Here is a 12,294-nt window from a genome sequence, read left to right as displayed (position 1 = left end):
ACGGAGGAGACTGCTGTGACCGACCCCAATGACGACCTGTTCTCTGCTGCCCGCTCGGTGATCCCCGGCGGGGTGAACTCGCCGGTACGCGCGTTCGGATCGGTCGGTGGGACGCCGCGGTTCCTGACGTCGGCCTCCGGCCCGAGGGTGACGGATGCCGCGGGCCGCGAGTACGTCGATCTGGTGGCCTCGTGGGGTCCCGCGCTCGTCGGCCACGCCCACCCGGAGGTCGTCGCCGCGGTGCAGGAGGCTGCCGCGCGGGGTCTGTCGTTCGGCGCTCCCACCGAGGGCGAGGTCGAGCTGGCGGCGCTGATCGCGGATCGGGTGCGGCTGGGAGACGTTCGTCCGATCGAGAGGGTGCGCCTCGTGTCGACCGGCACGGAGGCGACGATGACGGCCATCCGCCTGGCGCGCGGCGCGACCGGTCGCGATCTGCTGGTGAAGTTCGCCGGTCACTATCACGGCCACTCCGACGGACTGCTGGCGGAGGCGGGTTCGGGTGTCGCGACGCTCGCCCTGCCCGGGTCGGCCGGGGTGCCGGCGCCCATCGCGGCGCAGACGCTGGTGATTCCCTACAACGATCCGGATGCTTTCGCCGCCGTGTTCGCCGAGCACGGACCGCGCATCGCGGCGGTGATCGTCGAAGCGGCGGCGGCGAACATGGGCGTGGTTGCTCCGCTGCCCGGGTTCAACCGTCTGATCGCCGATACGGCGCACGCCCATGGGGCCCTGATGATCCTCGACGAGGTGCTGACGGGATTCCGCGTGCATCCGGCGGGCTACTGGGGTCTGCAGAGGGAGGCCGGGGAGGAGTACATCCCCGACATCATCGCGTTCGGCAAGGTCGTGGGCGGCGGTATGCCGTTGGCCGCGCTGGGTGGACCGGCGGAGATCATGGACCTGCTGGCGCCCCTCGGACCGGTGTATCAAGCGGGGACGCTGTCGGGCAATCCGCTCTCGGTCGCCGCGGGGCTGGCGACCCTTCGCCTGGCGACGCCCGATGTCTACGCGCACATCGACGCGGCATCCGTCCGCCTGGCGTCGGCGCTGGATGCCGCGCTGAGCGCTGCGGGCGTCACGCATGCCGTGGCGCGTGCGGGCAGCCTGTTCAACCCGTCGTTCCGCGCCACCGCTCCGCGCGACTACGTCGAGGCTCAGGCGCAGGAGTCGTTCCGGTACCGACCGTTCTTCCACTCCCTGCGCGAGCAGGGGGTGGCGCTGCCGCCGAGCGTGTTCGAGGCGTGGTTCCTCACCGCAGCCCACGGCGACGAGGAGCTCGGACTCATCGAGGCGGCTCTCCCCGCCGCCGCCGAAGCTGCCGCAGCCGCCACGCTCGACGCTCGCTGAGCGACTCCTTCTGAGGAGACGACCGCGCGCCGCGTTCTCACCGGCTCGGACGATGTTCTCGCCGGCTCGGACGATGTTCTCGCCGGCTCGGACGACGTTCTCACCGGCTCGGACGAAGTTCTCGCCGGCTCAGACGATGTTCTCGCCGGCTCAGACGAACATGACTCGACGCGGCACGGCATCGCGGTACACGCGACCGAGCGGACTCGTCCACTCGATGTCTCCGCCGGCGAGCTGGCGGGCCGTCCAACGATGTCGCTCGAGCACATCGGGATGCTTGAGCACGTGGTGGCCGGGACAGAGGTGGCACAGGTTGTCGAGGTGTGTCGGGCCGCCCTTGGCGTGATCGTGGTTGTGGTCGATCTGACATCGGTGCACCGGCATGCGGCACCCCGGAAAGCGGCAGTGCTGATCTCGGGCTCGAAGGTGCCGTCGCATCGCCTCGGTGGGGGAGTAGGAGTCGGTTGCGGTCACCATGCCGGCGTGGTCGAGGAAGAGGCGCGACCACCCGCCGGTGCGTCCGGCGAGGTCGCGAGCGATGTCGGGGTCGATCGCTCCGCACCCGTCGAGCTGGGCTGGTCGGTCGTCGCTTCCCACCAGCGTGTTCGCCGCCACGGTGACCTGGATGCGCGCCTGGATGCCCTCGAGCCCGGTACCGCCCGACGCCGACGGGTCGGCCGTGAGGAGCAGATCGGCGAACAGGTCGGCGCGCACCTGATCGATCGTGCGCTCGTCGGCGGGGATGTGCTCGATCTCGAGCGCCGGCTCGAGCACCGGATCGAGCACCGGCTCGAGCGCCGGCTCGAGCGCCGGCTCGAGCACCGGATCGAGCGTGAACGTGTCGCCGTAGCCGAAGATGACGTGTGCGTCGCCGGAGATAACGTGCGCGTTGAGGAGTGGATCGTCGCGGCGGGGATCGTCGGGCGCGAGGTCGGAGGCGTAGATGGGGTCGGCGCCGGCGTCGAGCGGATCGGCTGAGAGCACGGGGTCGAGAGTGTCGCGCGTGGCGACGACCTGTCTGGCCAGCCGCGTAAGGCGGTCCATGACGGCGCAGGCCAGATGCTCGGGCAGCACGACCTGGAGAAGCGCGAGTCCGTCATCGAGCGAGCGCATCGTGATCGCGCGGTCGCCGTGCGCCCGCCGATGCCGCTCGACGAGCGTCTCACCGGCCAGCGACGCGGCGATCTGCCGCACCACCGCTCGAGTGCGGGCAGGGGAGTCCGTCTCGGCCACGACCAGAGCGGCGGTGTCGTACAGGCCGAGCGTCGCAGCATCCGTCCGCCCCTTCCGCACCGCCTCGCGCACGATCATGCCGGCGCGGACGATCTCTCGCACATGGGCGCTGGTGATGTCGCCGCGGACGAACGCCCCGCGCACCGCGGCATGAGCGGAATCGAGCAGACAGGCATCGGCGAACGCGAACTCGACGCTCCCCTTCGCGAGGCGACCGGCCGCAGCGTACTCGGCGATCATGGATCGATGGATGCTCTCGCGATGGTGCGGCTGCTCGCGCGCGTCGTCGTCGCACACCCGCATGCGCTCGGCCAGCAGATCGGCGCACTCCGCTTCGAGCATGGCGATCCGGCGACGGCGCTCGACCCAGGCGTCGAGGAGCCGCTGCCGCCGGTCGATGTCGTCGCGCTGTCTGATCTCCATGCCGCCCACGGTAGTACATACCTCCGACATTCGGAGATGCATGCTGTGGAAAGATTCGAACATGACAAGAGGATCGTTGCCTTCCTGTGAGCAACCGGCAGACAACTCAGAGGGTCGCGCTGGCAGACTGGGGGCATGGTGACGTTGCTGCTCGACCAGACGCAACTGGAGATCGTGCTCTCGCCGCTCGAGCGCGCCGCGACCTTCCACCGGGACAACGTGCGGATCGTGCGCGAGACCATCACCAAGGTGCAGCTCACTGAAGACGCTTGGACCTGGCTGCGTGGAGTGCCCAACCCGGGAACCCACATCCCCGGTGTCCTCGCCGCGGGCAGTTGGAAGGCCGCGGGCAGTCTGGACTTCGTGCTCATCCGCCGGCGTCGTCCCGGAATCGTGATCGACCTCGACGGCGACGAGCAGTACCGGCGGCTGATCCTGAGCACGCGCCACGGTCTCGCCCTCACGCAGGCGCTGCGCCTCGACGTGTCGACCGAACCCGCCGACGTCGAGGAGATCGTGGCGACATCGCCGACCCCCGTATCGAAGGGCAGTCGCCGGCCGGTGATCCGTCCGCGACCGGCCTGACGCCCGCCGCGAGCGCCAGCCGGTCAGCCGTGGTGGTGGTGCTCGCCGTCGTGGTGGTGCTCGCCGTCGTGGTGGTGCTCGTCGTCACCCTCGTGGTCCTCGTGGTGGCCGTCACCCTGCTGGTGCTCGCCGCCGCCCTCGTGGTGCTCGTCGGTCTGCTCGACGGGTTCGGTCGCCGCGGCGCCCGGCACGGTGTCGATCACGCCGGTCGAGGCGACGCTCCAATGCGCGCCGTCATCCGACGGCGTGTCGGCCTGCGGGTAGTCGCGCGGCTCGTCGTCGTAGTAGGCGCGGGCGGCGGCCGCCAGCATCGAGCTCACGGCGGCGGATCGCGGATCGTCGTCGGAACCGGCATCGGCCTCGGAAGCCTCGGCGTCAGAAGCCCCGGCATCGGATGCGTCTCCGGGCGCAGCATCCGTCTCATCGGCCTCCGAGAAGAACTCGACGCCCGCGTGGTCGCCATCGGATGCCGCGTCACCGGCGACCTCGCCGGAGTCGGCCGCGTCGCCCGAGCCATCGGACGGTGCGCCGGATCCGAACAGGATGTCGTCGAACGAGCGGTCCGCCGACTGCTCCGCCGACTGCTCCGCCGGCCGGTCGTCGGAGGCCTGCGGATCCGCGTGATCGGAGATCTCGGCCGTGTCTTCGGCCGCGTCATCGGCCGCGTCATCGGCCGCGGTGTCGACGTCGAGCTCGGTCTCGTCTCCGGACTCGGGCTCCGCCGTGGTCTCCTCCGAGTCGGAATCCTCCACCGGCTCGCCGGCCGCACCGGCCGCCTCCACCGGCTCGCCCGCCGCATCCGCCGCGAGACTCGGCTCATCCGCCGCCGCACCCGTCTCGGGATCGGACTCGACGGCCGCCGCCGCCGTGATCCCCGCGCGACCGGACAACTTACCGCCACGCGTGAGCTCCATGAAGACGTCTTCGAGCGTGGGGCCGCGCTGCACGAGCGTGCTGAGGGCGATGCCCGCCTCGGCGGCGATCGCGCCGACGGTTCCCGCATCTCCGCCGCGCACCGTCAGCCCCGAGCGCAGCACCTCGATGTCGAATCCGGCCGCCGACAGTGCGGCGGTGAGGGCGGCGCGATCGGCGGCATCCACCACCACCGCGCCGGACTTCGGGTCGGCGAGCTTCTCGATGCCGCTGTCGAGCACCAGTCGCCCCTTCGACAGCACCAGGACGTTGTCGGCGACCTGCTCGACCTCGCTGAGGACATGGGAGGAGACCAGGACGGTGCGACCCTCGTCGGCGAGGCGGCGCATGAGCAGCCGCATCCACCGGATGCCTTCGGGGTCGAGGCCGTTCGCCGGCTCGTCGAGCACCAGAGCGCCGGGATCGCCGAGCAGCGCGTGCGCCACGCTCAGGCGCTGACGCATGCCGAGAGAGAAGCCGCCGATGCGGGAGTCGGCCTCGGCGTCGAGGCCGACCAGAGCGAGCACCTCGTCGACGCGAGTGACGGGGATGCCGTTGGCCTTCGCGGCGATCGTCAGCTGACGGTGGGCGGTGCGACGGGTGCGATAGGCCGTCTCCTCCAGAACGGAGCCGATGACGCGGAGGGGCTGCCGCAGCTCGGCGTAGGCCGTGCCGCCGATGGTCGCGGTGCCCGAGGTGGGACGCACCTGGCCGAGCAGGATCCGCAGGGTCGTGGTCTTGCCCGCTCCGTTCGGACCGAGGAAGGCGGTGACGGCGCCGGGCTCCACGCGGGCGGAGAAATCGGAGACGGCGGTCAGCTCATTGAAGTGCTTCGTCACGTTCGTGAACTCGAGCACCTGTCCTTCGGGCATCCGCGACCTCTCCTCGGGGGGAACAGTTCCCCCTATCCTGCCGGAAAAGCGCTCGGATCGCGTATTTCATGCGGATTCCCGGAGGCCGGCGACGGGGTAGCCTGGCACGCGTGACCGACTCCACCACCGCGTCCCGCGTCGTCATCCGCAAGGAAGGAGCCCTCGGAAGGCTCACGCTCGATCGTCCCGAGGCGATCAACGCCCTCGACCTGGGGATGATCGAGGCGCTCACGCAGGCGCTCACCGCCTGGGTCGATGACAGCGACGTGCAGATCGTCGTCATCGACGGAGCAGGCGAGCGGGGGATGTGCGCCGGAGGCGACGTGCGTGCGCTCCACGCCCAGATCGTGGCCGGGCGCGCCGATGAGACGGCGGCGTTCTTCCGCGCGGAGTACGCACTGAACGCGATGATCGCCGAATACCCGAAGCCGGTCGTGGCCCTCGCCGACGGCATCACGATGGGCGGCGGCATCGGCCTGGCAGGACACGCCGCCATCCGCATCGTGACGGAGCGCTCGAAGCTGGCGATGCCCGAGACGCGCATCGGCTTCACCCCCGACGTGGGCGGGACCTGGCTGCTGGGGCGGGCGCCCGGCCGGTTCGGCGAGTACTTCGCCCTGACCGGTGCGACGATGACCGCCGCGGATGCCGTTCACCTCGGCTTCGCCGACCACGTCGTGCCCTCCGATCGGCTCGACGCCCTGCGCGAGGCGCTCGCCCACCGGGCCGACCCGACCGGACCGAGCGAGATCGTGCTGCTCTTCGACGAGACCCCCGAGCCGTCGCGGCTCCCGGCGATGCGGGAGTGGGTCGACGAGGCGTTCTCGGCGCCGAGCGTCGTCGAGATCGTCGCGCGGCTTCGGGCGCGGGACGAGCCGGATGCCGGGGTGACGGCCGACCTGCTCGAGAGCCTCGCCCCGACGGCGCTGGTCGTCACCCTCGACGCCGTGCGGGAGGCCCGCGCGCTCTCCGGCCTGCGGGCGGCGCTGGAGGGGGAGTACCGCCGCGTGCTGTGGTTCGTCGACGAGCATCCCGATCTCGTGGAGGGCATCCGCGCGCAGCTGGTCGACAAGGACCGGAACCCGAAGTGGGACCCGGCGACCCTCGCCGAGCTCGGACCGGATGCCGGGGCTCCGGCGCGCGAGTACACGCCGCGGCATCCGCTGTTCTGAACCCGCCCCGGCCGGGCGGGTTTGTTCGCCTCGGTGCAGGAACGGGCAGGCCCCCGACGTCCGGTTCGCTGTCAGCGAAGGTCGCCGGAAAGAGGGGGACGAATGTCGACGGTTCGTGGCACTCTTTCTTGTGGCCGGTTGTCGGTCGGCATCCGTCTGCCGGGAAACCCGCCGTTCGATCCTTCCGAGAAAGTACGCCTGTGCTGGGAAAAATCCTCCTCCGATATCTGTCCAGGTACAGATGGCTCCTGCTCGGCGTGCTGGTCTTCCAGCTCGCCAGCGTGGCAGCCACCCTCTACCTCCCGCGCCTGAACGCCGACATCATCGACAAGGGCGTCGCCCAGGGCGACACCGGCTACATCTGGAGCACGGGTCTGTTCATGCTGGCCGTCTCGCTCGGCCAGATCATCGCCTCGGTCACGGCGACCTACTTCGCCGCGCGCGCCGCCATGGGTGCCGGTCGTGACATCCGCTCCGACGTGTTCGGCAAGGTCAGCGGATTCTCCGAGCGCGAGGTGTCGCAGTTCGGCGCCGGCTCGCTCATCACCCGCAACACCAACGACGTGCAGCAGGTCCAGATGCTCGCGATGATGGGCGCGACGATGCTGGTGACGGCTCCGCTGCTCGCCATCGGCGGCATCATCTTCGCGGTCCAGACCAACGTGGGCCTGAGCTGGCTCATCGCCGTGGCCGTGCCCGCCCTGCTCATCCTCGCCGCTCTTGTGATCGGGCGCATGGTGCCGCTCTTCCGCACCTACCAGGGCCGGCTCGACAACGTGAACCGCATCATGCGCGAGCAGCTGACGGGCGTGCGGGTGGTCCGGGCGTTCGTGCGCGAGCGCATCGAGGAAGAGCGGTTCCGCGGCGCCAACACCGACATCATGGTCGTCGGCCGCAAGGTGGGATCGCTGTTCGTGCTGCTGTTCCCGCTGTTCATGCTGATCCTCAACGTCACGGTGGTCTCGGTCATCTGGTTCGGCGGCATCGAGGTCAACAACGGCACGGTGCAGGTCGGCACGCTGTTCGCGTTCATGCAGTACATCGGCCAGATCATGGGCGGCGTCATCATGGCGAGCTTCATGGCGATGATGATCCCGCGCGCCGCGGTCTCGGCCGAGCGCATCGCCGAGGTGCTGCACGCCGAGTCGACCATGGTGCGGCCCGAGAACGGCGTCGTCGACTTCCCGACCCCCGGCGCGGTGGCGCTCGACGATGTCGAGTTCACCTACCCGGGCGCCGACGCGCCGGTGCTCACCGGCATCAGCTTCGCCGCGCAGCCGGGCGAGACGGTCGCCATCGTCGGATCGACCGGTTCGGGCAAGACCACGCTCGTCTCGCTGATCCCCCGCCTGTTCGACGTCTCGGGCGGAGCGGTGCGCGTCGGCGGCACCGACGTGCGCGATGCCGACGTCGAGGCGCTGTGGGACAGCATCGGCCTGGTGCCTCAGCGTCCGTTCCTCTTCACCGGCACCGTCGCGTCGAACCTGAGGTACGGGCGCGAAGAGGCGACCGACGAAGAGCTCTGGCACGCCCTCGAGATCGCGCAGGGCCGCGACTTCGTCGAGGAGATGCCCGAGGGCCTCGAGTCGCGCATCGCTCAGGGCGGCACGAACGTCTCGGGCGGACAGCGCCAGCGTCTCGCCATCGCCCGGGCGCTCGTGCACCGGCCGCAGGTCCTCGTCTTCGACGACTCGTTCTCGGCTCTCGACCTGACCACCGACGCCCGATTGCGGCAGGCGCTGTGGAGGGAGCTCCCGCAGATCACGAAGATCGTCGTCGCCCAGCGCGTCTCGTCGATCACCGACGCCGACCGCATCGTCGTGCTCGACGGAGGCACCATGGTCGGCGTGGGCACCCACGACGAGCTGCTGGCGACGAACGACACCTATCGCGAGATCGTCGAGTCGCAGCTGGGGGTGGACGCATGAGCGAGAACAACCCTTCGACAGGCTCAGGGACCCAGTCCCGGAAGCGACGCGGGAAGGCGGCAGCACCCGTCGTCGAGCGCGAACTCACCGAGGAGGAGCAGTACGAGGCCGAGCTCGCCGAGCAGGCGCGCCAGAACTCGGGCGACTGGGACAGCGTGGCACCGGGCAAGGCCGACAACTTCGGCAAGAGCTTCGCCCGCATGATCGGCCTGCTCAAGCCCTCGGCTATCTGGTTCGTCTTCGTCTCGGTGCTCGGCGCGATCGGCGTCGTCCTCACCGTCGCCGCGCCCAAGGTCCTCGGCGAAGCGACGAACCTCGTCTACAAGGGCTTCATCTCCATCCAGCTCGGCCAGCCCAACGGCGACTTCCCCGGATTCCCCGCCGGCACCTCGCAGGACGCGGTCGTCGAGGCGCTGAACAGCGCCGGACAGACCGAGTTCGCGAACCAGGTCGGAGCGCTCGGCGACTTCACCGTCGGCCAGGGCGTCGACTTCGAGGCGCTTCGGTGGATCATCGCGGCGGTGCTGGCGATCTACGTCGCGGCGGCCCTCCTCACATGGATCCAGGGATACGTCATCAACGTCATCATGGTCCGCACCATGTGGCGTCTGCGCGAGCAGGTCGAGGCGAAGATCAACCGCCTGCCCCTGTCGTACTTCGACCGGGTGCAGCGCGGCGAGCTCATCTCGCGCGTCACGAACGACATCGACAACATCACCCAGACCATGCAGCAGTCCCTGTCCGGGGCGCTCACGTCGGTGCTCACGGTGATCGGTGTGCTGGTGATGATGTTCTCGATCTCGTGGCAGCTCGCGCTGGTCGCGCTCATCACCCTCCCGCTGATGGCGGTGATCTTCGGCATCATCGGTCCGCGGTCGCAGAAGGCCTTCGGCACGCAGTGGCGCAAGGTCGGCCGTCTCAACGCCCGCGTCGAGGAGGCGTTCTCCGGTCACGCGCTGGTGAAGGTGTTCGGCCGCGAGAAAGACGCGCTCGCCAAGTTCCAGGCCGAGAACGAAGAGCTGTTCCAGGCGAGCTTCAAGGCGCAGTTCCTCTCGGGCATCATCATGCCGGCGATGATGTTCGTCGGCAGCCTCAGCTACGTCGGCATCGCGGTGCTCGGCGGACTGATGGTCGCGAGCGGCCAACTCCGGCTCGGCGACGTGCAGGCGTTCATCCAGTACTCGCAGCAGTTCACCCAGCCGCTCTCCGAGCTGGGCGGCATGGCGGCGGTCGTGCAGTCGGGAACGGCATCGGCCGAGCGGGTGTTCGAGCTGCTCGACGCCGACGAGCAGGAGCCCGACGACGCCGATGCCCCGGCCCTCGCCGACGGCAAGGGCGTCATCGAGTTCGAGAACGTCGAGTTCTCGTACACGCCGGAGCGCCCGCTCATCCGCGACCTGTCGTTCCGCGTGGAGCCGGGCCAGACGGTCGCGATCGTGGGCCCGACCGGTGCGGGCAAGACCACGCTGGTCAACCTGATCATGCGCTTCTACGAGCTCAGCGGCGGGCGGATCATGCTCGACGGTCAGGACATCGCCCGGATCACCCGAGACGAGCTGCGCTCGCGCACCGGCATGGTGCTGCAGGACCCGTGGCTGTTCGCCGGAAGCATCCGCGAGAACATCCGGTACGGTCGCTCGTCGGCCACCGACGACGAGGTCCTCGAGGCGGCGAAGGCGACCTACGTCGACCGGTTCGTGCACGCGCTTCCCGAGGGCTACGACACGGTGCTCGACGAAGACGCGTCGAACGTGTCGGCCGGTGAGCGCCAGCTCATCACCATCGCCCGCGCGTTCGTCGCGCAGCCCTCGATCCTCATCCTCGATGAGGCGACGTCGGCGGTCGACACCCGCACCGAGCTCCTGCTGCAGCACGCCATGGCGGCGCTGCGTCAGGGACGGACGTCGTTCGTGATCGCGCACCGCCTGTCGACCATCCGCGACGCCGACCTCATCCTCGTGATGGAGCACGGCGACATCGTCGAGAAGGGCACGCACGACGAGCTCATCGCCGCGCAGGGTGCGTACTGGCGCCTGTACCAGTCGCAGTTCGAGCAGGCCGCGGCCGACATCGATGCCGAAGAGGCGCTCACCGGAACGACGCCCGTCGTGATGACCGGTGACGCCGGAGACCCCGACGAGGGTGCGCGCGCAGCGGCGGATGCCGCGGTCGCCGGAGCCGCGGTGGGCGCCCAGGTGCCCGCAGCCGAGGCCGGCGCCGCGCAGCGCCTTCTCGAGGAGGGAGCCGACGACCGCGGGTAGGCGCTCAGGTGGCGTCTGCCTCGATGCCGAGAAGCTCGAGCGGATGGGTCAGCCGCCACCACGGACTCGGGCCCTCGACGTCTTCGGCAAGGATCACCGGGGTCGTGGCCGTGTCGAGCGGCCCCGCGGTGGTCAACGTCCCCACCGCGCCGCCCTGTTCGCGCTCGTCGCCGAGGTCGAACACGACGGAAGACGACGCGAGGGCGCTGTTCCAGAGCACGACCTGGGCATCGTCGTCGGTCACGACATCGACCTTCTCGCCCCAGGCGGTGGTCACCTCTCCGACGACCGTGCCCTTCGCGACGGCAGGCGCCTGCGCCTGCAGGGCGGCCTCGGTCTCGGCGAAGAGCGAGCGGGTCGCGGCGAGACGCTGATCGTCGTCGGCCTGGTCGAGAACCGCCGCGAAGAGGTGCACGGTCGTGTCGCCGACCTCGACGTCCTTCGCGGTGAGCAGGTTCCACCCGACCAGGGTTCCCGTCTTGATCCCCACGACGCCGGGGTCGGCCAGCATCCCGTTGGTGTTGACCACCAGACCCGCCCCCGGCAGCTCGACCGAGGGAGTGCCGACGATCTCGGCGAAGACCGGGTTCTTCATCGCCCACTCGCCGAGCGCCACGAGCGCTTCGGGCGTGGCCACGTTGCGCACGTCGAAACCCGACGGCGTGACGACCGTGATGCCGCTGAGGCCGCGCTCGCGCAGCCACACCTCCGCGGCGGCGGCGAATTCGCGGTCGGAACCCCAGATCTCCGACGCCAGCCGATCGATGTAGTTGTTCGCCGAACCCAGCAGCGTGCCCTGCAGCAGCTGATACTCGGTGAGCACACCGCCGACCGGCACGTCGAGCGCCGACTGGTCGGCACGACGGTACTGCCAGTACTCGGCGCTGTCACCGCTGTCGAACCGGAACTCCGGTCCCTGCTCCCCGAGAGCGAGCGGCATCCGATCGAGCACCATCAGGCTGCTGACCACCTTGGTGATGCTCGCGATGCTCACCGCGTCCGCCGTGGACGACGTCGTGCTGATCCCCGCGATGCCCACGGCCGCGCTGCCCTGCACCGGCCAGGTGACCGCGGCGGCCGGTGCCGGAGCGATGTCGAACTGCTCCGCCTGCACGGTCGGCGCGACCTCGTGCAACGGCCAGAGCAGCGTCGTGCCGGAGTACGCTCCCAGCAGGCCGGCCAGCACCCCCAGGGGCACCAGCATCCCGGGTCGCGCGATCGCGGGCCGCAACCGTGCCCCGGTCAGAAGGCCGTCCGCCCTCTCGGTCGTCGCGTCGCCGTCGAGCGTCGCGGCGGCGGTGCGCTGCGCCACGTCGCCCGGGTCGACCCAGGTCAGGGCTGTGGCCGGGGCCTCCTCATCGGCCCACTGGGCCGGCGGCTGCAGGATGTCGATCCCGTCGTCGGCTCGACCCTCGTCGGACGTGAGGACCGACGACGAGCCCGAGGTCGCTCGATCGGCACCGTCGTCGACGGTACCCGTCGATCCGGCGGGTTCTGAAGGGGTCACTCGCTTACGGTACCGAATCCCGGGGTCGAACCGCGGCGGTTCCCGCTTCGAGCG

The 12,294-nt window shown here is 70.1% G+C and carries 8 protein-coding genes; 5 read left to right on the top strand and 3 right to left on the bottom strand.

Annotated elements, in window-relative coordinates; all coding sequences use genetic code 11:
* Nucleotides 1-15: 15 nt before the first annotated feature.
* Nucleotides 16-1,347, top strand: coding sequence for a glutamate-1-semialdehyde 2,1-aminomutase (locus tag AB3M90_RS09195; protein WP_412951638.1), 1,332 nt, complete (start codon nucleotides 16-18; stop codon nucleotides 1,345-1,347).
* Between the two features lie 150 nt (nucleotides 1,348-1,497).
* On the opposite strand, the gene AB3M90_RS09190 is transcribed toward AB3M90_RS09195, so the two are convergent.
* Nucleotides 1,498-3,003, bottom strand: coding sequence for an HNH endonuclease signature motif containing protein (locus tag AB3M90_RS09190; protein WP_412951637.1), 1,506 nt, complete (start codon nucleotides 3,001-3,003; stop codon nucleotides 1,498-1,500).
* A 135-nt stretch (nucleotides 3,004-3,138) separates the two neighbouring features.
* Between AB3M90_RS09190 and AB3M90_RS09185 the strand changes: the two genes are divergently transcribed.
* The gene (locus AB3M90_RS09185) at nucleotides 3,139-3,588 is read left to right on the top strand and encodes a hypothetical protein (RefSeq protein ID WP_412951636.1); all 450 of its coding nucleotides are present in this window, start codon (nucleotides 3,139-3,141) and stop codon (nucleotides 3,586-3,588) included.
* Between the two features lie 23 nt (nucleotides 3,589-3,611).
* Here the strand turns inward: AB3M90_RS09185 and AB3M90_RS09180 are convergent, their stop codons facing one another.
* A complete protein-coding gene (locus AB3M90_RS09180; protein ID WP_412951634.1) occupies nucleotides 3,612-5,372 on the bottom strand; it encodes an ATP-binding cassette domain-containing protein in 1,761 nt (586 codons plus the stop codon).
* 110 nt (nucleotides 5,373-5,482) lie between these two features.
* On the opposite strand from AB3M90_RS09180, the gene AB3M90_RS09175 reads away from it, so the two are divergent.
* The 3 genes from AB3M90_RS09175 (at nucleotide 5,483) to AB3M90_RS09165 (ending at nucleotide 10,733) form a co-directional block, all read left to right on the top strand.
* Nucleotides 5,483-6,544 (top strand): enoyl-CoA hydratase/isomerase family protein, encoded by a 1,062-nt coding sequence (locus AB3M90_RS09175; RefSeq protein WP_412951632.1) that lies wholly within the window; start codon nucleotides 5,483-5,485, stop codon nucleotides 6,542-6,544.
* A gap of 200 nt (nucleotides 6,545-6,744) precedes the next feature.
* A complete protein-coding gene (locus tag AB3M90_RS09170; protein ID WP_412951631.1) occupies nucleotides 6,745-8,472 on the top strand; it encodes an ABC transporter ATP-binding protein in 1,728 nt (575 codons plus the stop codon).
* Nucleotides 8,469-10,733, top strand: a complete 2,265-nt coding sequence (locus AB3M90_RS09165) for an ABC transporter ATP-binding protein (RefSeq protein WP_412951630.1) — start codon at nucleotides 8,469-8,471, stop codon at nucleotides 10,731-10,733. Before AB3M90_RS09170 ends, AB3M90_RS09165 begins: the two co-directional genes overlap by 4 nt.
* A gap of 4 nt (nucleotides 10,734-10,737) precedes the next feature.
* Here AB3M90_RS09165 and AB3M90_RS09160 read toward each other — a convergent pair whose 3' ends face one another.
* Nucleotides 10,738-12,240 (bottom strand): D-alanyl-D-alanine carboxypeptidase family protein, encoded by a 1,503-nt coding sequence (locus AB3M90_RS09160; protein ID WP_412951629.1) that lies wholly within the window; start codon nucleotides 12,238-12,240, stop codon nucleotides 10,738-10,740.
* Nucleotides 12,241-12,294 lie beyond the last annotated feature (54 nt).

The organism is Microbacterium martis, assembly GCF_047246685.1.
Classification (GTDB): Bacteria; Actinomycetota; Actinomycetes; order Actinomycetales; family Microbacteriaceae; genus Microbacterium.
Note: the sequence above shows the minus strand (reverse complement) of the source record. Positions and strands in the feature narration are given on the sequence as shown.